Raw genomic sequence first — 20,657 nt, forward strand, 5'->3', positions numbered from 1 at the left:
CCCGGACCGCTCGTCTGTCGCAGGCGTGTGCCACTGTAGAGACCGTGCGTCGCATTCATCCCGATGTCGAGGAAGATCCCGATCTTGTCGCCGCGTACACCTATCCGCGTGACCGGTGGCTGAGACTCAACATGGTGACCAGCGCCGACGGCGCGGCATGGATGAAGGGCCTGTCGGCCGGCCTGTCCGGCCAGGGAGATCGCCGGATCTTCGGTGTGCTGCGCGGACTGGCCGACGTCGTGCTGGCCGGCGCGTCCACCGTGCGCACCGAGGGGTACGGCCCGGCCCGCCCCCGCGAGTCGTGGACGGCCCTGCGCGAGGGCAGGCCGCCCGCTCCGCCGATCGCGGTCGTCACCCGGCGGCTCGACCTCGACCTCGGCGGACCGCTGTTCACCGAGGCCGAGCCCTACGCGCGGCCCATCATCATCACGACGGAGTCGGCCCCGCAGGACCGCCTCGACGAGGCCGCCAAGAACGCCGACGTGATCATCGCGGGTGAGGAGCGGGTCGACATGCTCGCCGCCGTGCGCGACCTGCGCGGCCGCGGGCTGGGGCGGATCCTCTGCGAAGGAGGCCCCCGGCTCAACGCGCAGCTCGCCGCCGCCGGGCTGGTCGACGAGGTGTCGCTCACGATCAGCCCGCTGCTCCTCGGCGGTGACGCCGCGCGCATCCTCAACGGCGTGGCTTCGCAGACATCGCTCGTGCTCGCCCAGGTCCTGGAAGAGGATGGGTTCCTCTTCTGCAGATACGTCAGGGAGGCCCAGGATGGCCCTGCCGGTTGAACCACCCGTCGCGCCGATGCTCGCCAAGGCGGTCAAGGGCATGCCGCCCCAGGACGGCTCGCTCTTCTACGAGCCCAAATGGGACGGCTTCCGCTGCATCGTCTTCCGCGACGGCGACGAGATCTACCTCGGCAGCAGGAACGAGCGGCCGTTCACCCGCTACTTCCCCGAACTGGTGGAGGCGGTCAAGAAGGAACTGCCGGAGCGCTGCGTCGTGGACGGCGAGATCGTCATCGTCCAGGGCGACGCCCTCGACTTCGACAGCCTCCAGCAGCGCATCCATCCAGCCGCCTCGCGGGTGAAACTGCTGTCGGAGCAGATCCCCGCGTCCTTCGTGGCCTTCGACCTGCTCGCCCTCGGCTCGGACAACCTCATGGACCAGCCGTTCGCGGCACGCAGGGCCCGGCTTGAGGAGGTTCTCGGCGACGCGTCCGGGTCGGTGCGGCTCACGCCCGTCACCCGCGACGACAAGGTCGCCGGCGAGTGGTTCGACATGTTCGAGGGCGCCGGGCTCGACGGCATCGTGGTCAAGCCGGGCGACCTTCCGTACGCGCCGGACAAGCGGGTGATGTTCAAGGTCAAGCACGAGCGCACGGCCGACTGCGTCGTCGCCGGCTACCGCGAGCACAAGAGCGGCCCGGTGGTCGGCTCCTTGCTGCTCGGGCTCTACTCCGCCGACGGACGACTGCACCATGTGGGCGTGGCCGCCTCGTTCCCCATGAAGCGCAGGGCCGAGCTCGTCGAGGAGCTCGCGCCGTACCGGATGGACGACCTGAGCGAGCACCCGTGGGGCGCGTGGGCGGAGTTCGCGGCGGGCGGGTCGGACGGCCAGCGGCTGCCGGGCGCGGTCTCCCGGTGGAACGCCAAGAAGGACCTGTCGTTCATCCCGCTGCGGCCCGAGCTGGTGATCGAGGTGGCCTACGACCACATGGAGGGCGACCGGTTCCGGCACACCGCCCAGTTCCGCCGGTGGCGGGAGGACCGCACGCCGTCGTCGTGCACGTACGAGCAGCTGGAACGGCCGGTCCGCTACGACCTCGGCGAGATCCTTGCCCCCGGCCGGTGAGGCCCCGGACCGGTGAGGCCCCGGACCGGTGAGGCGGCGCGCCCAGACGATCGGGTCGGCGCGCGCCGCGGAGCGTTTCCGGTGCCGCGGGTCACCCGGTGAGGGCGCGGACGGCCGCGGTGACGACGACGGCCGCCGCGACGACTACGAGGAACGGCGCCCTCAGGAGCAGTGCGACCGCCGCCGCGGCCAGGCCCGCCGCCCGCGCGTCCACCACGAGCGTGCGGCCCTCCGCGAAAGTCTGAAGGGCGATGAGGGCGCTCAGCGTCGCGATAGGGACGAGAGCCGCCAGCTTGCGCACCAGCGGTCGTTCCAGGGCGGCCGCGGGCACGGACAGGCCGAGCAGCTTGACGGCGTAGCAGCCGGCGGCGAGAAGCAGGACGGCGGCCCAGATCATGCGGAGCCTCCCCGCGCGCCCGCGCCGATCCTGCCGGCGGCGAGGACCGCCGGCGCCGCCAGCGCAGCCACCAGGATGGGCACCCCGGCTGGTACGTACGGCAGGCAGCCCAGCGCGAGGACGACGGCCGCCGCGGCCACCAGAGGCTCCTGACGTTCCCGGATGTGCCCCCAGGAGATACGGGGGCGCGAGCCGCGAAGCCGGGCGCGTGCCGCCCTCTTCGGCCGGTCGTGCCGCTCGTGAGACCTGTCCGGCCGGGGCCTCCCCGGGCGCAGCATGGGCACCAGAAGGGCCAGGAACACCGCCGGACCGGCCGCGTCCAGCCCCCAGCCCGAGGGATCCCCGAGCGTCGCCGCGCCCACCGCTCCCAGGAGGGTCGTCAGGTTCCATCCCAGGTAGAGGCTCAGGCCGGTGACCGTGAAGCCCAGGCGGGCGCCGGCGCGGTCCGGCTGGGCGAGGGCCACCGCCGACGTCTCGTCGATGACCCACTGCGCGGCCAGAGGCCGCACGGCCGCGGGAAGGCCGAGCAACTGCGACAGGCGCAGTCCGTAGAAGGCGTTGCGCACGCCGAGGAACAGCGCCCCCGTCACGGCCGCCAGCGGGTTGCCGCCCGCGCCCAGCGCGCCGACCAGGGCGAACTGGGAGGCGCCGGTGAAGACGAGCAGGGACAACACGCATGTCTGGGCGACGCTCAGGCCCGACCCGGCCGAGGTCACCCCGAACGCGAATCCGGACAGGCCCACCGTCACGCCGACGCCGAGCGCGTCGCGGACGACCGCGGCCCGTGCGCGCGGCGGTTGGCTGAGCGGTTGGCTGCTCTGCGCGGGTGTGGTGGTCACCCGGATGAGAGTAAGGCGAGCCCTTTCGGGCGTCTTGGACGTTATTGCGCTCTATTGCGCTCTTGTCGGTAGGCGCCGGGCGGCACACCGACGATTCGGGTGAAATGCCGGTTCAGATGCGGCTGGTCGGTGAAGCCCACGGCGACGGCGGCCTGTGCCGGGGCCACTCCCGCATCCAGCAGCCGCCGGGCGTGCCTCACCCTGGCGTCGGTGAGCCAGGTGTGGGGAGGCATGCCGTACGCCTGCCGGAAGGCGCGGAGCAGCGCGAACGGGCTCGTGCCCAGCTCCGCGGCGAGCTCGCGCAGAGAAGGCGGCTCGGTCAACCGGCTCTCCAGGATCTCCCGGGCCCGCGCGGCCTCCCGCGTCGCCGGACCCCGGGGAACACGCGCGGGCATGGCCGTACCGCTGGAGCGCAGCAGCCGGGCCACCGCGAGGCGCAGCATCGTGTCCGCCGCGAGCGCGTTGTGCTGGTCGGCGGCCCGCAGCACCTGGGCGATCAGGTGTACGGCCTGCGGATCGTGGGCCACGGCGACGGCGAAGCCCGGGGTGCCGCGGATCGAGGTCGTCTCGGCGGCGATCTCGGCGACCACGGCTTGGGAGGGGTAGACGACGCTGTAGGTCCATCCTTCCGGCACGCCGGCCTGGCCCGTGTGCACGGTGTCGGGATTGACCAGCGCGACGTGGCCGGGCCCCGCGCGCTCGATCGCGTCGCGGTGGTGGAACTCCTCGACGCCCGAGGTGATCGCCGCCATCACGAACGACTCGTGCGTGTGCCGCGCGAAAGTCTTGCTGACGTAGCGGGCGTGCAGGAGATCGACGTCCGGCAGGCCGGGATGACGCCAGTGGCGGGCCTTCTCGGGGCTCATCGCGGTGACCGGCGGGGCTCGGTCATCCGGCGGCGGAGGCCTGGCGGAGGATCTGCAGCGACCGGGCCGTGACGGCCACGTCGGCGCCCGCCTGCCGGGGTTCCTCGGCGGACGGGTCCTCCTTGGGCCGCTCGTCGGCTGTGTCGAGCACGACGTGCCAGCCCGGGCCGAACTCGCCGCCGGGCAGGGTGAACGTCATCTCGTCGTGGTGGGCGTTGATCAGCAGCAGGAAAGAGTCGTCGGTGATCTTCTCGCCGCGTGTGCCGGGCTCGCTGATCGCCTCGCCGTTCAGGAACACCGCGAGCGCCTTGGCGTAGCCCGCGTGCCAGTCGGAATCGGCCATCTCCTTGCCCGAAGGCGTCAGCCACACGATGTCGCGCGTGCCGTCCTGCACCCGGCCGCGGAAGAACCTGCGGCGGCGGAACACCGGATGGTCGCGGCGCAGGGCCGCCAGCGCCCGGACGAACTCGAGCAGGTCGGCTTCCGGCTTGACCAGCGACCAGTCGGTCCAGGAGGTCTCGTTGTCCTGGCAGTAGGCGTTGTTGTTGCCGCCCTGCGTGCGCCCGAACTCGTCGCCCGCCAGCACCATCGGGACGCCCTGGGAGACGAACAGGGTGGCCAGGAAGTTGCGCCGCTGGCGCCTGCGCAGCCGTACGATCGCGGGATCCTCGACCGGGCCCTCCGCCCCGCAGTTCCAGGACCGGTTGTCGTCCGTGCCGTCGCGGTTGCCCTCGCCGTTGGCCTCGTTGTGCTTGCGGTTGTAGGACACCAGGTCGGTGAGCGTGAACCCGTCATGGCAGGTCACGAAGTTGATCGACGCCACCGGCCGGCGGCCGCTCGTGGCGTAGAGGTCGCTCGACCCGGTCAGCCGGGAGGCGAACTCGGGCATCGTGCGGGAGCCACCCCGCCAGAAGTCGCGCACCGAGTCACGATATTTCCCGTTCCATTCGGTCCATAAGGGCGGGAAGTTGCCGACCTGGTAGCCGCCGGGACCCACGTCCCACGGCTCGGCGATCAGCTTGACCTGGGAGATCACCGGGTCCTGCTGGATGAGGTCGAAGAACGCGCTCAATCGGTCCACGTCGTGCAGTTCCCGGGCGAGCGCGGCGGCCAGGTCGAAGCGGAATCCGTCCACGTGCATGTCGAGCACCCAGTAGCGCAGCGAGTCCATGATCAGCTGCAGCGCGTGGGGTGAACGGACGTTGAGCGAGTTGCCGCAGCCCGTGTAGTCGAGGTAGTAGCGGCGGTCCTCGTCGCGCAGCCGGTAGTAGGCGACGTTGTCCAGGCCGCGGAACCCGAGCGTCGGACCCATGTGGTCGCCCTCGGCGGTGTGGTTGTAGACCACGTCGAGGATGACCTCGATGCCCGCCTCGTGCAGGGCGCGGACCATCGCCTTGAACTCCTGCACCTGCTCGCCGCGCTGCCCGGCGCTGGAGTAGGCGTTGTGCGGGGCGAGATAGGCGATCGTGTTGTAGCCCCAGTAGTTGGTCAGGCCGCGGGCCACCATCGCGTGCTCCGGAATGAACTGGTGCACCGGCATCAGCTCGACCGCCGTGACCCCGATCGACTGGAGGTGCTCGATCACCGCCGGGTGGGCCAGCCCCGCATACGTGCCGCGCTGCTCCTCCGGCACCTTCGGATGCCGGATCGTCAGGCCGCGCACATGCGCCTCGTAGATCACCGTCTCGTGGTACGGCGTGCGGGGAGGCCGGTCGTTGCCCCACTCGAAGAACGGATTGACCACCACGTTCTTCGGCATGTACGGCGCCGAGTCGCCGGTGTTCAGCTGCCCCGGGTCGGCGAAGTGGTAGGAGAAGAGGGCCTCGTTCCACTTGACCGAGCCCTCGATGGCCTTGCCGTACGGGTCGAGGAGCAGTTTGGCCGGGTTGTTGCGGTGGCCGTACGACGGCTGGTAGGCCCCGTGCACGCGAAAGCCGTACCGCTGGCCGGGCATGATCCCCGGCAGGTAACCGTGCCACACGAACCCGTCGACCTCGGGCAGGTCGACGCGGGTCTCCCCGCCGTCGTCGTCGAACAGGCACAGCTCCACCCGCTGGGCCACCTCGGAGAACACCGAGAAACTGGTGCCCACACCGTCCCAGGTGGCGCCGAGCGGGTACGGCTCTCCAGGCCAAACCTCGCGCATGTGACCTCATTCTCCACTGCCGCGGTCGATCGTGCACCTGGGTGATTGTCAGGACTATGGGGCGGTGCGGATCTCGAGCGTATGCGTGGTCGCACACAAAAGCCCCCGCCGAATGACGGCGGGGGCTCCGTTGTGGTGTTACTAGTCGACCAGCTCGGCGTTCAGCGTGATCGTCGTGCCGGTCAGGGCCTTGCTGACCGGGCAGTTGGCCTTGGCCGTCTCGGCCGCCTGCTGGAAGTCCTCGGCGGACAGGCCGGGAACCTGGGCGCGGACCGACAGGACGATGCCGGTGATGCCCTCACCCGGCTGGAAGGTGACGTCGGCCTTGGTCTCCAGCGACTGCGGCGGCGTGCCCGCGCCGGCAAGCCCGTGGGACAGGGCCATCGAGAAGCAGGCGGAGTGGGCTGCCGCGATGAGCTCCTCCGGGCTGGTCTTGCCGTTGGCCTCCTGGGACCGAGAGGCCCAGGTGACGTCGAAGGTGCCGACGCCGGACGTGTCCAGCGATACGACGCCCGAGCCGTCGAGAAGCGCGCCCTTCCACTGCGTGGTCGCGGTACGGGTTGTCGCCATGGCGGATGATCCCTTCATTCGTGAGTCATATCCATGAGCGAGCTTAAAGGCGAGCGCTGCCTGATCCCTCGCTCCCCCCACCTTCACCCATAGCGGCGCCACCCCACCCACCCCCTTGACCGTGATCACCCCACTCCCTTGGGCGTGATCACCGCACTCTTGGGGTGATCATGCAGAAGTTCGGGCGAACGTGGTCCGACCTGCGCCCCCCTGGGGCGTGATCATGCAGAAGTTCGGTAGGGCGGGGCCTGACCTGCGCATACGCGGTTCGTGATCATGCAGAAGTTCGACACCGCCCCGATTGACCTGCTGCTTTGCCGTACGTGATCATGCAGTTTCGTATGCTCGGCGCGGCTCGCGGAGGCTGCCGGACGCTGCTGTCGATGTCGTCGAGCGCGCGGCGGTGCATGATCACGACTAGGTAAGTGCCAGGCCGGACGTGATGGCGGCGAACTTCTGCATGATCACGTACTGCAAAGCAGCAGGTCGAGCCGCCTATACACGAACTTCTGCATGATCACGGCGCGGGTTCGCGCAGGTCAGAGTGCCTGCGAACGAGCTTCTGCATGATCACGCCCAGGTGGGTGACGTCTATCCACTCGACGCGGACGTCTGTCCGCCCAGCGCATTCCGGGCCGAGGGGCGGCTGGCGTCCAGCTAGCGTGGCGCGGGCAACGCCAACCCTTCTGACCTGCGTCGATCCCCACGTGGAGACTGCCTTGACGAATGATGCCGAGCCGTACTTCGACGGCCGCGAAATGTACATGGTGCACAACATGCTCCGGCGCGAATTCGGGCTCACGCCGGAAGCGGTCCGCGGCGTCGCCGCCGGCGACCTGGACCGGGCCCGAGTGGTCGGCGCTCACATCACGGGCTTGACGACCGTCCTTCACCACCACCATCACGGAGAGGACGAATTCGTCTGGCCCGCTTTGCTTGAGCGCGCCGCCGGCGAGGTGAAGGCGATCGTCCAGGTGATGGAGAGCCAACACCAGGGGATCGAGAAGGCCGTCTCCGAGGTCGACGCGGCGGTCGAGTCCTGGAGAGGCGGAGCCGCCGCCGAGTCCCGCGAAGCGCTGGCCGTCGCCGTCGCCCGGCTGCTGCCCCTGCTCAAGGAGCATCTGGCGGTGGAGGAGGAGCATGTCGTCCCCCTCATGGAGAAGCACATCACCGCGGCCGAGTGGAACCGCATCATCCAGACCGCCGCGGCCGGCGTCGACCCGGAAAGCCTTCCGTTGTCGTTCGGCATGATGATGTACGAGGGCGACCCCGAGATCATCGACCTCGTCATCTCCAACATGCCGCCGGAAGCCCGCCCGGTCATCAGGGATCTGGCCGGGCAGGCCTTCGCGGCCCACTCCGAGCTGATCCACGGAACCGCGACGCCGCGGCGCAGCACCGAGCTGTGATCACAGCCCCTCGGTCCGGCATTGCCTGGGCGGGATGACAAGGAACGGAGGCCGCCCTGGTCAGGGCGGCCTCCGCATCGTCGTCGCATCAGCCAGATGGGGAGCGCCGACGTCGTACGGATCACCAGCAAAGGTGAAATATCGCACATTGTGATTATTTGACTGTTTAATCCTAGTTATCTGTTTATGTTTACGTGTGGCACGCTGCATGTACTGAAGATCAGGTAGCTGGCGCATGAAACAGATCCCATCGTCGTCCCGGCCGAGCTACGTCACCGTTCCCTCATACGAGCCGGGAGACGATTGCCGTACGGCGTTGCAGCAGTTGCGGGTCACCGTGCTCGACAAGTCGATCAGGAGCACCCCCGTCGAGCGGTACGGGGGGATCGGGCCGATCACGTTCGGCGACGCCGTGCACGGGGTCGACCTCCGGGTGGAGGGCAGCGAACTGCGCAGGTCGTACCACATCAGTGTGCCGATGACCAGCCATATGGAGGTACGGCATCGCGGGATCAGTACCGTCGGCACGCGCTCACGCGCCGTGATCTTCGTGCCCGAGGGTGAGGTCACCCTGAACAGATGGGCCGGGGACTGCCGCCTCGTCTGTGTGGGGTTCGAACGACGCGCCCTCGAGCGGGCGCTCGAAGCCCTGCTGGGTGATTCCGTGACGTCGCAGGTCGCCTTCGCGCCGACGATGGACACCACATCAGGCCGCGCGCTGAGCCTGATCCAGATGCTTCTGATGCTCAACGGGCAACTCGGTCGTCCCGACAGCATCGCGCGGCAGTCGCTCGTCGCGCCCCCGTTGGTGGACGGACTGATCCGCGGTTTCCTGCTGGCGACGGATCATCCGTACCGCGAGAGACTCGAGGCGCCCGCCGAGGCGGGCCGTCCCGTCGCGATCCGCACCGCGATCGACATCATGGAGGCGGATCCGCGGGCGCCGCTCACGACGTCCGTGCTCGCCGCGCAATGCCACGTCAGCGTCCGGACGCTGCAGGAGGGCTTCCGGCGCCATGTCGGGATGTCGCCCATGGCCTACCTCCGCACGGTACGGCTACGCCGCGCACACGCCGATCTGCGCGCCGCCGACCCGTCGGTTCAGACCGTGGCGTCGATCGCCCGTCATTGGGGGTTCACCCACCTCGGCCGGTTCGCCGCCGCGCACGAAGCCGAATTCGGCACGTCGCCGGTTCAGGTCCTGCGCACCCCGCGTTGATCGCCTCAGCGCAGACCGGCCGACCCACTGCCGAGGCGTCTACGCGGCCCCCGGGGCTGCTCTGTCGATGATCGGCGTGAGGTCGAGCCCGGAGGGAAGGGCGCCGAAGGCGTAGCCGCGGTCATCGCCGAGCCGGGAGGCGCAGAAGGCGTCGGCGACAGCGGCATCGCCATGCCTGACCAGCAGAGACGCCTGGAGGACGATGGCGAGGTGCTCGACCACACGGCGGGCGCCGAGCTCGGCCGAGGAGGCGCCGGCAAGGAAGTCCTTGGCGCGGTAGATACCGGAGTCGAGACGCCCGTCAGAGCCCTTGGCCAGCTCGACCTCCTCGAAGAAGGCGTCGAGGGTCTCGGGCTCCTTGACGATGGCCCGGAACACGTCGAGTGCGGCGATGTTGCCCGACCCCTCCCAGATGCCGTTCAAGGGCGAATCCCGGAAGAGCCGGGGCATCTGCGACTCCTCCACGTATCCGTTGCCTCCGAGGCATTCCAGTGACTCGGCGGCGTGAACGGGCGCCCGCTTGCAGATCCAGTACTTCGCGGCGGCCAGTGCTGTACGGCGGAACATGCCTTCGGCGGCGTCGCCGCGAACCGCGCGATCGGTCGCACCGGCGAGTCGCATCATCAGCGTGGTGGCGGCTTCGGACTCCAGCGCCAGGTCGGCCAGAACGTTGCGCATGAGCGGCTGCTCGACGAGGGGCTTCCCGAAAGCCCTGCGGTGGCGGGCGTGGTGGATCGCCTGGGCCACGCCGTACCGCATGCCGGCCGCCGAGCCGATCACGCAGTCGAGCCTGGTCATGTTGACCATCTCGATGATCGTGCGGACGCCGCGTCCCTCTTCGCCGACGAGGAAGGCGATCGCCCCCTCGTACTCCACCTCCGCCGAGGCGTTGGACTTGTTCCCCAGCTTGTCCTTGAGGCGCATGAGCCGCATCGCGTTGCGGGAGCCGTCCGGCAGCACGCGCGGCAGAAGGAAGCAGGAAAGGCCGCCGGGCGCCTGCGCGAGCACCAGGAACACGTCGCACATCGGGGCGGAGTTGAACCATTTGTGGCCCGTGATGGCGAACGTGCCGTCGCCCAGCCGTTCCGCCTGGGTGGTGTTCGCACGGACGTCGGAGCCGCCCTGCTTCTCCGTCATCGCCATCCCGGCGAGCACGCCCCGCTTTTCCCGCGCCGGGCGCAGGCCGAAGTCGTACGTCCGGGAGGCGAGCAGGGGCTCCCATTCGGCCCTGAGCTCGGGGGAGTGCCTGAGGGCCGCGACGGCGGCGTACGTCATGGAGATCGGGCACCCGTGGCCGGCCTCGACCTGCGACCACGTGAAGAACTTGGCGGCCCGCGCCACGTGGGCACCCGGCCGCGCGGACGTCCACGGCGAGGCGTGCAGGCCGCCCGCGACCGCGACCGCCATGAGCTCGTGCCAGGCCGGGTGGAACTCCACCTCGTCGATACGGTGGCCGTACCGGTCGTGCGTCCGGAGGACGGGCGGATTCTCGTTGGCCAGCCGACCCCACTCCTGGGCCTTCGCGCCGCCGGCCAGGAGGCCGAGCTGGCGGAGCTCCCCGGTCGCCCAGTCGGCGCCTTCGCGGGTCAGCCCGTCGAGCAGCGCGCGGTCGCTCGAGACGTCGTACCCGGTCAGTGGCGGCGGCTGGTTGGTCACGTCGTGGGTCATGCGGCCTCCTGTCGGCTTTCCATCACCATCTCAACATTTCAATTCGAATGGTGAAATGCGCAGGTCGCGGGAGCGAACTTCACGATCACGGAACCTGTCCTTCTCGAGGAGAGGTGATTCGTTCCCAAGGAGGATGGGGAGATCGCGCTCCTCCGCGTAGCCTGGAAAACGTGAGCGATCCAGGTGAAATGCGGGCTTCCGACGCCGAGCGGGAATCAGTGGTGGAGCGGCTTCGTGAGGCGTCGGTCGAGGGCCGTCTGACGCTCGCCGAGCTCACCGAACGCACCGAGGCGGCCTACCTGGCGCGAACCCACGCCGAGCTCGCGCAGCTCACCGTCGACCTCCCCGGAGGAGCGCCGGCCGCCCGCCGGCAGCAGCCACCGGCCGCGCCGCAGACGCCGGGCAGGGTCAGGAAGTGGATCGTCGCCGTCATGGGCGACACCAAGCGCAACGGCACGTGGAAGATCGATCAGGAGATCGGCGCGGTCTGCGTGATGGGCGACGTGACGCTCGACCTTCGCCAGGCCGAGGTGCGCACGCCCGAGGTGGACATCGTCGCCACCTGTGTCATGGGAGACATCAAGATCATCGTTCCGGACGGGGTGGACGTCGAACTGTCGGGCGTGACCATCATGGGCGACAAGAAGGTCCAGGTGGTGGAGGCACCGAGCGGGCAGAGCGCTCCCGTCGTGCGGGTCAAGGCCTACGTCCTCATGGGCGATGTGAAGATCATCGGCGACTCGCGGGCCGAGCCGATCAAGCGCGGCTGGTTCGCCTGGAGCGAGTGGTGGTGGGACCGCCGCAAGGAGATGCGCCAGCACCTGCTCACGGGGCTGCACGACTCCATCGAGGACGGCAGGCACGCTTACGAGCAGATGAGACGGGACGAGCGCGACGCCGAAAGGGAGTATCGCCGGGAGGAGGGCGACGCCCGTCGTGAGCTCCATCGCCGGAACCGGGAGACGCTCCGGGACGATCTCCAGGCCCACCGGGACATGATTCGCGAGGAAAGGCAGGCGCGCCGGGATTATCGCCGGGAGTCCCGTGACTCGTGGCACCAGCCCCGCCACGACGACTGACCACTGAGTATCCCAGGCCCCCTCCGCCGCCCCTCGCCGTGATCATGCAGAAGTTCGGTGATGTGTGCCCTGAACTGGGGTTTCATCATTCGTGATCATGCAGAAGTTCGGGTGAACCCTCGCCCACCAGGCGAGACGTCATTCGTGATCATGCAGAAGTTCGCGCGATCCCGCGCCGACCAGGCGAGACGTCATCCGTGACCATGCACAAGCGGCCTCACGTCCGGAAGCGCGCAGGCCGATCTCAGGCCGTCGCGACCGCCGTCGAGCGCCGTACGGCCTGGCCGTACCTCTCCTGGACGATGGCCACCAGCTCGGGAGCGGGCCCGAGCACGCCGGCCACGACACTCGCCCCCGCCTCCAGCGTGTCGCGCTCCACCTTGTCGGAGAAATGCCCCGGAGCCAGCAGATAGGGGGCGACCACCACCTTGGGCGCTCCTGTGCGGATGAGCCGTACCACTTCCTGGGCGGGAGTGGGGGAGGCGGCCGAGGCGAAGGCGGCGGTGACCGACCACCAGGGACGCGCCCGCGCCCATTCGCGGGCCATGCGGGTGATGACGGCGTTCGCGCGGGCGTCGCTTGATCCGGCGGACACGAGCACCACGGCGGTCTCCGGGTCGCCCGGGGTCACACCGGCCTCGGTCAGGCGCCGTTCGAGCGCGGCGATGAGGAGCGGATGGGGGCCGAGGGTGTCGCCGTACGCGATGTGGAGCCGCGGCCGCCTGGCGGACGTCTCGCGGAGTGCGGCGGGGATGTCCACGCGGCTGTGATACGCCGCGGTCAGCAGCAGAGGAAGGACGACGGCCTGGTCGAGCCCGGAAAGGGCCTGGGGCAGGCTCGGCGGGGCGTGGTCCAGGTACGCCGTCCGCACGTCGAGCCCGGGCTCCGCCAGCCGTACGGCATGCAGCAGAGCCTCCACCGCCGCGGCGGCACGCGGGTCGCGGGACCCGTGCGCCACCGCGATCAGCGGCGGTCGGTCGGTGGTACGGCTCTGCATGATCACGGTTGGTGTTTCGCCTGCTCGTCGGGTGTTTGCTCGAACTTCTGCATGATCACGAATGGAGAACTCGCAGATCAGGGCACACATCTCCGAAGTTCTGCATGATCACGCCCCTGTGGGGAGCGTGGTCACGCCTCGATCAGAGGTGGATGCCGCACTCGGTCTTGCCGAGGCCCTGCCAGCGTCCGCTCCTGGGGTCTTCGCCGGGGGCGACCTGCCGGGTGCAGGGGGCGCAGCCGATCGACGGGTAGTTGTCGTAGTGCAGGGGGTTGATCAACACGCCGTTGTCGGCGATGTAGTTGTCGACGTCCTCCTGCGTCCACCGCGCGATCGGGTTGACCTTGACCATCTGCCGCTTGGCGTCCCACTCCACGACCTTGGTGCCGATACGGGTCGTCGACTCGTCGCGGCGGATTCCGGAGATCCAGGCGAGGTACGGCTCGAGCGCCCGGTTGAGGGGCTCCACCTTCCGCAGGTAGCAGCACAGGTCGGGGTTGCGGCCGAACAGGCGGGGGCCGAGGTCGCGGTCCTGTTCGGCCACCGTGCGCGACGGCTCGATGTTGATCAGGTTGACGTCGTAGACCTGCTGGACGGCGTCGCGCGTGCCGATGGTCTCGGCGAAGTGGTAGCCGGTGTCGATGAACAGCACGTCCACGCCGGGCTTGACCCTGCTGACCAGGTCGATCAGCAGGGCGTCGCTCATCGAGGACGTCAGGCAGAGCCGGTCGCCGAACGTGGCGGCAGCCCAGCGGATGATCTCCCGGGCGGGGGCGTCCTCCAGGAACTGCGCGGCCGACTCGACGATGCCCTGCAGGTCGAGTGTCGCCCGCTGTCTTTCCAGTCCGACCTCGATGTCCACCAGACTCATCTCTTACTCCTCACACGTCGTTCAAAAAGATCGTTCACGAGCGCACGCCGAGCCCGAGGAACTTCACCCGGAAGGCCCGAGCACAGGAGCGGCAGTACCACCCGTAGCTCTCTTCCTCGGTGACGTAGGGCTCGAGGTCTTCCTCGCCGCAGTACGGGCAGTAGAACGGCGCCGCTCTCTCGCTCATGCGCTCGCTCCGCTCGCTGGTCTCGGGCGCCTTTGAGGCGTTGCCTTCCCTTGTCGCGCTTGGTCGCTGCGCTTCCGCGCGCTCCGCGGTCCAGGCAACGCCGCGCCCTCGATGCTCATTTGAGGTCGGCCTCGTCCGCGCGCTGGACCCACTCGCTGAAGGTCTCGCCTTCGTTCTTCTGCTTCTCGAAGTTCCGCACGACCCGCTCCACGTAGTCGGGCAGTTCCTCGGCGGTCGCCTTGAGCCCGCGGACCTTGCGGCCGAAGTTGGGGTTGAGGCCGATGGACCCGCCCAGGTGCACCTGGAAGCCCTCGACCTGCTCACCCTGGTCGTTGACGACCAGCTGGCCCTTGAGGCCGATGTCGGCGACCTGGATGCGGGCGCAGGAGTTGGGGCATCCGTTGACGTTGATGGTCAGCGGCTCGGTGAAGTCGGGAAGCCGCCTCTCCAGCTCGTCGATCAGGTCGGAGGCGGTGGCCTTGGTCTCGACGATGGCCAGCTTGCAGAACTCGATTCCGGTGCACGCCATGGTCTGGCGGCGGAAGGTGGACGGGTTGACCTGGAGGTCGGCCGCCTCCAGTTCCTTGACGATCGAGTCGACCTGGTCGGGGGCGACGTCGAGGATGACCATCTTCTGCTCGACCGTCGTGCGCACCCGGGTGGCGCCGTGCCGTTCGGCGATGTCGGCGATCCGGTGCAGCTTGTCGCCGTCGACCCGGCCGACCTTGGGGGCGAACCCCACGTAGAAGTTCCCGTCCTTCTGCGGGTGGACGCCGACGTGGTCGCGGCGGCCGCCACGGGGCAGCGCGGGGGCCGGCCCGTCGGCCAGGGCGTAGCCCAGGTAGTCGGACTCGAGGACCTGGCGGAACTTCTCCGCGCCCCAGTCGTTGACCAGGAACTTGATGCGGGCCCGGTGCCGCAGGCGGCGGTAGCCGTAGTCGCGGAAGATGCCGCAGATCCCCGCCCAGACCTCGTGGACCTGCTCGGGCCGTACGAACGCGCCGAGCCTCTTGGCGAACATCGGGTTGGTCGACAGGCCGCCGCCGACCCAGACGTCGAAGCCCTGCTCGCCCTGCTCGTTCACGACACCGACGAACGCGATGTCGTTGATCTCGTGGACGGTGCAGTGCGCCGTGCAGCCGCTGATCGCCGACTTGAACTTCCTGGGCAGGTTGGAGAACTCCTTCTGCCCGATGTACCGCTCGTTGATGTCGTGGATCTGCTGGGTGCCGTCGATCGTCTCGTCGGCGTCGATGCCAGCCAGCGGGCAGCCCAGGATGACGCGGGGAGTGTCACCGCAGGCCTCCATGGTGGACAGGCCGACGGCCTCGAGCCGCTCCCAGATGTCGGGCACGGACTCGACCTCGATCCAGTGGAGCTGGATGTTCTGCCGGTCGGTGATGTCGGCGGTGCCCCTGGCGTACTCGTTGGAGATGTCGGCGATCACCCGGAGCTGTTCGAGGTCGAGCTGACCGCCGTCGATGCGCACCCGGAGCATGAAGTAGCGGTCGTCAAGCTCTTCGGGCTCGAGGATGGCCGTCTTGCCGCCGTCGATCCCGGGCTTGCGCTGCGTGTACAAGCCGTACCAGCGGAACCGGCCCCGCAGGTCGGCGGGGTCGATCGAGTCGAAACCGCGCTTCGAGTAGACGTCGATGATCCGCTGACGGACGTTGAGCCCGTCGTCGTTCTTCTTGTTCTCCTCGTTCTTGTTCAGCGGCTCACGGTAACCGAGAGCCCACTGACCTTCGCCGCGCGGGCGCTTGTGGTGGCGGTTCGCCGGGCGGGCCGGGGTGCTCATGGGCACGTCCTTTTCCGTGTGATCGGTCTGAGGATCGGTCTACGGTTCGGACGCGCTTGGGGCAGGCGGCCTCGCGCTCCTCATCGAGCGGATGGCATGAAAAAAAGACGCCTGGTGCGCGCCCGATTCAACAGCGGGAGCGGTCAGCCGGCGTCGATACAGATGGCGGAGCGGACACGCAGAAGGTCGACGTGACGTCGCACGACGAGCAATGGGTCCGCTGGCATGTCCTAAACGATACCCCGGAGATCCTGGATGTCCAAGTTCGTGTCCAGGATTCGGGATCGTAACCGGTCCTTCATTCTGAGGTACGGATCATCCCTGGCTGACCCAGTTCTCCGGCGGCTCGGTGTGCCGGTCGTCCAGCGACTCCTGGTGCTGGCAGTCGCACCACGATCCGCCGCGGCAGTCCTCGTGTCGCCGGTCCTTGCACGAGTCGCAGATCATGTGTTCATTGTTCACGCCCGGTTACACCCGGGTGAACCGCGGGTCGCGGCCGGGCGCATGATCGGCGTGGGTGACGCCTCGCCCTCGCGGGCGGGCCGATTCCCCCCTATTGTGGGCCACGGCGTCGGCGTTAATGACCTGGTTTGCCCCAGGTTGGCGGTATTCGCGCCGGGCGCGGGTAGGGCTCATATCCGGCAGCGGGTGTCTGCGTTCATGATCACAATGAGCCGCGGGCACCTTCACTCTGCGTATACGGTTGGGTGCCATGACGTCCACGGACGCTTCGACACGCAGGCCGAGGCATGTCTCACGCCTGGCGATGATGCGTGCCCGCGCACGCCTGAGCTGGGTTCGCGACACCAACGCGTGGTCGCTGGCGAAGGCGACCACCATGGCGGGCGTCAACTACCGGGTCACGGGCCTCGCCGGCGAGGCGGCCTTCTTCGCACTCCTGTCGCTGCCACCCTTCGTGCTCGGACTGCTCGGCGTCATGGGCCATCTGAGCGGCCTCCTCGGCCAGGACAGCGTCCAGGAGGTCAAGGAGTGGGTCGTCAACCAGTCGGAGCTGCTGTTCACGAGTAACACCGTCGACCGCGTCGTGATGCCCCTGCTCAACGACGTGCTCAACGGCGGCCAGGTGTCGCTGATCTCCGTCGGCTTCCTGCTGTCGCTGTGGTCGGGCTCCCGCGCGCTGTTCGTGTACGTCGACCTGATCTCCATCGCGTACGGCCTGGGGGAGACCCGGGGGATCATCCGTACCCGGGTGCTGTCGTTCGGCCTCTACGTCGCCGCGCTGCTGATCGGCCTGGTCATCATGCCGATCCTGGTCATCGGGCCGACGCTGCTGTCCAACACCCTGAGCCGATACAGCGTGCTCGTATCGATCTTCTACTGGCCCGTCGTGGTCGCCGGGTCCGTCCTGATGCTCACGCTCCTCTACCACGTGAGCGTCCCCAGGCGCACCCGCTGGTGGCGGGAGACGCCGGGGGCCGTGCTCGCCCTGATCATCTGGATCCTCTGCGCCGCCGTGCTCCGTGAGGTGCTGGCCGCCTGGTTCAAGCCGTTGTCCATCTACGGCTCGCTGGCCGCCCCGATCGCCGTCCTGCTCTGGCTCTACATCACGGCTCTGGCCGTACTGATCGGTGCGACGCTCAACGCCGAGGTCGATCGCCTGTGGCCCCGGAACGGCACCGCCCGCCACGAACTCTGCGCCTGATATCAAGACGGTTGCGACCAAGGCCGGATTTATCGCGCGATATGCGGTGATCCGTAATGATGTCTGCGATGAACGGGCAGCCATCCTCTGAAGAGACCACGTCGGTGCATCGGCGGATGATCGGTCCGTACGTGCCGGTTCGCCGTCTTGGCGAAGGCGGCATGGGCATCGTGTACCTCGCGCACGACCGGGCGGGACGCCAGGTGGCCGTCAAGGTGATGCGCCCGGAGCTGGCCGCCCAGGAGGAGTTCCGCGGCAGGTTCCGTAAGGAGGCGGAGGCCGCCAAGCGGGTGGCCCGCTTCTGCACCGCGCCCCTGCTCGACGCCGGACTGGACGGCGAGCAGGCCTACCTGGTCACCGAATACGTCGAGGGCCCCGACCTGTCCTCTGTGGTCGAAGCACAGGGGCCGATGGGCGGGTCGAACCTCGACGCCCTCGCGGTGGGCGTCGCCACGGCGCTGTCGGCGATCCACCGGGCCGGCGTGGTGCACCGCGACCTGAAACCCTCCAACATCCTGCTCGCCCCCGTCGGGCCTCGTGTGATCGACTTCGGCATCGCCCAACTCGCCGACACCCTGGCCGAGCGGACCGGCGCGGTGATCGGCACGCCGAGCTACATGGCCCCGGAGCGGGCGAGAGGCGAGACCGTCACCGCGGCCGCCGACGTGTTCGCCTGGGGGTGCGTGGTCGCCTACGCCGGGACCGGCCGGCCGCCCTTCGGCCGAGGGGCCGCTGCGGAGGTCCTCTACCGGGTCACCAATCACGTGCCCGACCTGAAGGGGCTCGACGAGCGCCTGCGCCCTCTGGTCGAGCGTGCCCTCGACAAGGACCCCGGCCGCAGGCCGAGCTCCCAGGAACTCCTCGACCGGCTGCTCGGCCGCGAGGAAGTGGCCGTCGAGGCGGCCACGCGGATCGTGAGCGAGGCCTGGACCAGCCCGAATCCGTCTTCGGTCGCCACCAGGGCTGAACCGGTCTCACGCGCACTACGGGCGGCGAAGCCGTCGCGCAGGCTCTGGAGCGGCGTGATCGCGGTATCGGTAGTGCTTGCGGCCGCCGCGGTCGTCGCCGCGCTGCAATTTGGCGGAGACGGGGGAGCGACGACCCCGGAGGGCCCGGTGGCGACCGCAGCCAAGCAGTTCAAGGGCACTCCGTTGCAGGTCACCGTCGACTCGGCGACCCGGCACGGGACCTCGGTGAACCTCAGGCTGTCGGTCAAGGTCACCGGCACGGAACAACGATGGTGGCCCCGGGACCTCTTCGGGGAGGACGCCTCGGAGATCAACCTCGTCGCCCCGGACGGCACGGCGAAGTATCCCCCGGCAGGCAAGGACGACGTGTGCGTATGCGGCCCCGTGCCCGCACAGTGGTTCGAATCCGGCGACACGGTTTCCCTGTGGGCGAGCTACACGGGCGTACCGGACGGCATGGATACGGCCGGGGTGGACGTCCCCGGGTTCGGGCTCATCACGGATGTGCCCATCTCGGAGGGGTGAGCCGTATGGGACGGCTCCCGATAAAGTAGGGAAGTCGCGACTGGCGCTGGCGTGCGCCCCATGGGGCCGCGTCGCAAGGTGGGTCACCACCGGGGAGCATTCTCGCGGAGGCCGTGCGCCTGGGCCGCCGCACCTGTCAATGTGGACAAGGAAGGCGCCATGGCTGGGAACTCGCTGAACTCCGTCGATCCCGAGATCGCCGGGCTCATCAGGGCCGAAGAGCGGCGGCAGGCCGACACCGTCAAGCTCATCGCGTCGGAGAACTACGTCTCCAAGGCCGTTCTGGAGGCCACGGGAACGGTTCTCACGAACAAGTACTCCGAGGGGTACGCGGGCAAGCGCTATTACGAGGGCCAGCAGGTCATCGACCAGATCGAGACCGTCGCCGTGGAACGGGCCAAGTCGCTGTTCGGGGTGAACCACGCCAACGTCCAGCCGTACTCCGGCTCGCCGGCGAACCTCGCGATCTACCTGGCCTTCCTCAACCCCGGCGACACCGTGCTCGGCATGGGCCTGCCGTTCGGCGGCCACCTCACCCACGGCTGGTCGGTCTCGGCCACCGGCAAGTGGTTCAACGCCGTACGGTACGGCGTGCGCAAGGACACCGGCCGCATCGACATGGACGAGGTCCGTTCGATCGCGCTGGAGCACCGGCCCAAGCTGATCTTCTGCGGCGGCACCGCGATCCCGCGCACCATCGACTTCCCGGCCTTCGCGGAGATCGCCCGTGAGGTCGGCGCCGTCCTCGCCGCCGACATCGCGCACATCGCCGGGCTCGTCGCGGGCGGCGCCCACCCGTCGCCGGTCGGGCACGCCGACGTGATCTCCACGACCACGCACAAGACGCTTCGCGGCCCACGCGGCGCCATGCTGATGGCCACCGCCGACGAGCACGCGACCGCCCTCAACAAGGCCGTCTTCCCCGGCCTCCAGGGCGGCCCGCACAACCACACCACGGCCGCCATCGCCGTCGCCCTGCACGAGGCCGCCCAGCCGGAGTTCAAGGCGTACGCCGCGCAGGTCGTGAAGAACGCCAAGGCGCTCGCCGAGGAGCTGTCGAGCAGGGGCTTCGACCTCGTCTCCGGCGGCACCGACAACCATTTGATCCTCATGGACCTCACGCCCAAGGGCGTCGGCGGCAAGCCCGCCGCCCAGGCGCTCGACCGGGCCGGGCTGGAGACCAACTACAACACGGTGCCCTTCGACCCGCGTAAGCCGTTCGACCCGTCGGGCATCCGGATCGGCACCCCGTCGGTGACGTCCCGGGGCATGGGCGAGGCGGAGATGCGGCAGATCGGCGCGTGGATCGACGAGGTCGTCACCGCCGTGGCCAAGGGCGACGCTGACGATGTGATCGCGCGGGTCCACAAGGAGGTCAGTGACCTGACCGCCCAGTTCCCCGCCCCCGGCCTCTCCTGATCCGCCGCCTTCTTGGCGTATCAGCCACTCCAGCAGAGCCCCCTTCACCCGCCCCTTGGGCGTGATCATGCAGATCTTCGGTGAAGGGGGCTCTTCGCTGCCCCACCCCCTTGGCGTGATCATGCAGAAGTTCGCTGAGAGTGGGTCTGACCTCGCAGGACGCCGATCGTGATCATGCAGAACTTCGC

The 20,657-nt window shown here is 69.0% G+C and carries 20 protein-coding genes and 1 riboswitch; of the genes, 8 read left to right on the forward strand and 12 right to left on the reverse strand.

What is annotated here, in order from left to right; all coding sequences use genetic code 11:
• Window positions 1-44 precede the first annotated feature (44 nt).
• Together Pth03_RS14525 and Pth03_RS14530 are read left to right on the forward strand one after the other, a co-directional pair.
• Window positions 45-782 carry a pyrimidine reductase family protein gene (locus Pth03_RS14525; protein WP_239119034.1) on the forward strand — a complete coding sequence of 246 codons (738 nt, stop codon included), beginning with the start codon at window positions 45-47 and terminating at the stop codon, window positions 780-782.
• Window positions 766-1,848 (forward strand): ATP-dependent DNA ligase, encoded by a 1,083-nt coding sequence (locus Pth03_RS14530; RefSeq protein WP_203944769.1) that lies wholly within the window; start codon window positions 766-768, stop codon window positions 1,846-1,848. Before Pth03_RS14525 ends, Pth03_RS14530 begins: the two co-directional genes overlap by 17 nt.
• A 91-nt stretch (window positions 1,849-1,939) precedes the next feature.
• Here the strand turns inward: Pth03_RS14530 and Pth03_RS14535 are convergent, their stop codons facing one another.
• The 5 genes from Pth03_RS14535 to Pth03_RS14555 all read right to left on the reverse strand — a co-directional run bounded on the left by Pth03_RS14535 (window position 1,940) and on the right by Pth03_RS14555 (window position 6,666).
• Window positions 1,940-2,245: an AzlD domain-containing protein gene (locus tag Pth03_RS14535; RefSeq protein ID WP_203944770.1), complete on the reverse strand. Its 306-nt coding sequence runs from the start codon at window positions 2,243-2,245 to the stop codon at window positions 1,940-1,942.
• Window positions 2,242-3,084, reverse strand: a complete 843-nt coding sequence (locus Pth03_RS14540; RefSeq protein WP_239119035.1) for an AzlC family ABC transporter permease — start codon at window positions 3,082-3,084, stop codon at window positions 2,242-2,244. Before Pth03_RS14540 ends, Pth03_RS14535 begins: the two co-directional genes overlap by 4 nt.
• A 41-nt stretch (window positions 3,085-3,125) precedes the next feature.
• Window positions 3,126-3,950, reverse strand: coding sequence for an AraC family transcriptional regulator (locus Pth03_RS14545; protein WP_203944771.1), 825 nt, complete (start codon window positions 3,948-3,950; stop codon window positions 3,126-3,128).
• 22 nt (window positions 3,951-3,972) lie between these two features.
• Window positions 3,973-6,096, reverse strand: coding sequence for a glycogen debranching protein GlgX (gene glgX, locus Pth03_RS14550; protein WP_203944772.1), 2,124 nt, complete (start codon window positions 6,094-6,096; stop codon window positions 3,973-3,975).
• A 141-nt stretch (window positions 6,097-6,237) separates the two neighbouring features.
• Complete coding sequence (locus tag Pth03_RS14555) at window positions 6,238-6,666, reverse strand: OsmC family protein (RefSeq protein WP_203944773.1); 429 nt, start codon at window positions 6,664-6,666, stop codon at window positions 6,238-6,240.
• 719 nt (window positions 6,667-7,385) lie between these two features.
• On the opposite strand from Pth03_RS14555, the gene Pth03_RS14560 reads away from it, so the two are divergent.
• Both Pth03_RS14560 and Pth03_RS14565 read left to right on the forward strand, forming a co-directional pair.
• A complete protein-coding gene (locus Pth03_RS14560) occupies window positions 7,386-8,075 on the forward strand; it encodes a hemerythrin domain-containing protein (RefSeq protein ID WP_203944774.1) in 690 nt (229 codons plus the stop codon).
• 235 nt (window positions 8,076-8,310) lie between these two features.
• Window positions 8,311-9,294, forward strand: coding sequence for a helix-turn-helix transcriptional regulator (locus Pth03_RS14565; protein WP_203944775.1), 984 nt, complete (start codon window positions 8,311-8,313; stop codon window positions 9,292-9,294).
• Window positions 9,295-9,333: 39 nt separating this feature from the next.
• Here the strand turns inward: Pth03_RS14565 and Pth03_RS14570 are convergent, their stop codons facing one another.
• Window positions 9,334-10,962, reverse strand: a complete 1,629-nt coding sequence (locus Pth03_RS14570; RefSeq protein WP_203944776.1) for an isovaleryl-CoA dehydrogenase — start codon at window positions 10,960-10,962, stop codon at window positions 9,334-9,336.
• A gap of 170 nt (window positions 10,963-11,132) precedes the next feature.
• On the opposite strand from Pth03_RS14570, the gene Pth03_RS14575 reads away from it, so the two are divergent.
• Window positions 11,133-12,041 (forward strand): DUF1707 SHOCT-like domain-containing protein, encoded by a 909-nt coding sequence (locus Pth03_RS14575; protein WP_203944777.1) that lies wholly within the window; start codon window positions 11,133-11,135, stop codon window positions 12,039-12,041.
• 244 nt (window positions 12,042-12,285) lie between these two features.
• Here the strand turns inward: Pth03_RS14575 and Pth03_RS14580 are convergent, their stop codons facing one another.
• From Pth03_RS14580 to Pth03_RS42095, 6 genes are all read right to left on the reverse strand, one after another.
• Window positions 12,286-13,038 (reverse strand): sirohydrochlorin chelatase, encoded by a 753-nt coding sequence (locus Pth03_RS14580; RefSeq protein ID WP_203944778.1) that lies wholly within the window; start codon window positions 13,036-13,038, stop codon window positions 12,286-12,288.
• 142 nt (window positions 13,039-13,180) lie between these two features.
• On the reverse strand, window positions 13,181-13,909 hold the full coding sequence (locus tag Pth03_RS14585; RefSeq protein WP_203944779.1) for a phosphoadenylyl-sulfate reductase: 729 nt from the start codon (window positions 13,907-13,909) through the stop codon (window positions 13,181-13,183).
• A gap of 34 nt (window positions 13,910-13,943) precedes the next feature.
• Window positions 13,944-14,096 carry a DpnI domain-containing protein gene (locus Pth03_RS14590; RefSeq protein WP_203883160.1) on the reverse strand — a complete coding sequence of 51 codons (153 nt, stop codon included), beginning with the start codon at window positions 14,094-14,096 and terminating at the stop codon, window positions 13,944-13,946.
• 115 nt (window positions 14,097-14,211) lie between these two features.
• Window positions 14,212-15,894 (reverse strand): nitrite/sulfite reductase, encoded by a 1,683-nt coding sequence (locus Pth03_RS14595; protein ID WP_203944780.1) that lies wholly within the window; start codon window positions 15,892-15,894, stop codon window positions 14,212-14,214.
• A gap of 143 nt (window positions 15,895-16,037) precedes the next feature.
• Window positions 16,038-16,121: a putative leader peptide gene (locus tag Pth03_RS42510; protein WP_357054749.1), complete on the reverse strand. Its 84-nt coding sequence runs from the start codon at window positions 16,119-16,121 to the stop codon at window positions 16,038-16,040.
• Window positions 16,122-16,209: 88 nt separating this feature from the next.
• Entirely contained in the window at window positions 16,210-16,341 is a 132-nt protein-coding gene (locus Pth03_RS42095) for a hypothetical protein (RefSeq protein ID WP_275413108.1), read from the reverse strand.
• 265 nt (window positions 16,342-16,606) lie between these two features.
• On the opposite strand from Pth03_RS42095, the gene Pth03_RS14600 reads away from it, so the two are divergent.
• The 3 genes from Pth03_RS14600 to glyA all read left to right on the forward strand — a co-directional run bounded on the left by Pth03_RS14600 (window position 16,607) and on the right by glyA (window position 20,469).
• Window positions 16,607-17,557: a YihY/virulence factor BrkB family protein gene (locus Pth03_RS14600; protein WP_203944781.1), complete on the forward strand. Its 951-nt coding sequence runs from the start codon at window positions 16,607-16,609 to the stop codon at window positions 17,555-17,557.
• 68 nt (window positions 17,558-17,625) lie between these two features.
• Window positions 17,626-19,050, forward strand: coding sequence for a serine/threonine-protein kinase (locus Pth03_RS14605; RefSeq protein ID WP_203944782.1), 1,425 nt, complete (start codon window positions 17,626-17,628; stop codon window positions 19,048-19,050).
• Between the two features lie 26 nt (window positions 19,051-19,076).
• Window positions 19,077-19,182, forward strand: a riboswitch (ZMP/ZTP riboswitch).
• A gap of 9 nt (window positions 19,183-19,191) precedes the next feature.
• Window positions 19,192-20,469, forward strand: a complete 1,278-nt coding sequence (gene glyA, locus Pth03_RS14610) for a serine hydroxymethyltransferase (protein ID WP_444544173.1) — start codon at window positions 19,192-19,194, stop codon at window positions 20,467-20,469.
• Window positions 20,470-20,657 lie beyond the last annotated feature (188 nt).

This window comes from Planotetraspora thailandica (genome assembly GCF_016863335.1).
In the GTDB taxonomy this organism is placed as follows: Bacteria; Actinomycetota; Actinomycetes; order Streptosporangiales; family Streptosporangiaceae; genus Planotetraspora; species Planotetraspora thailandica.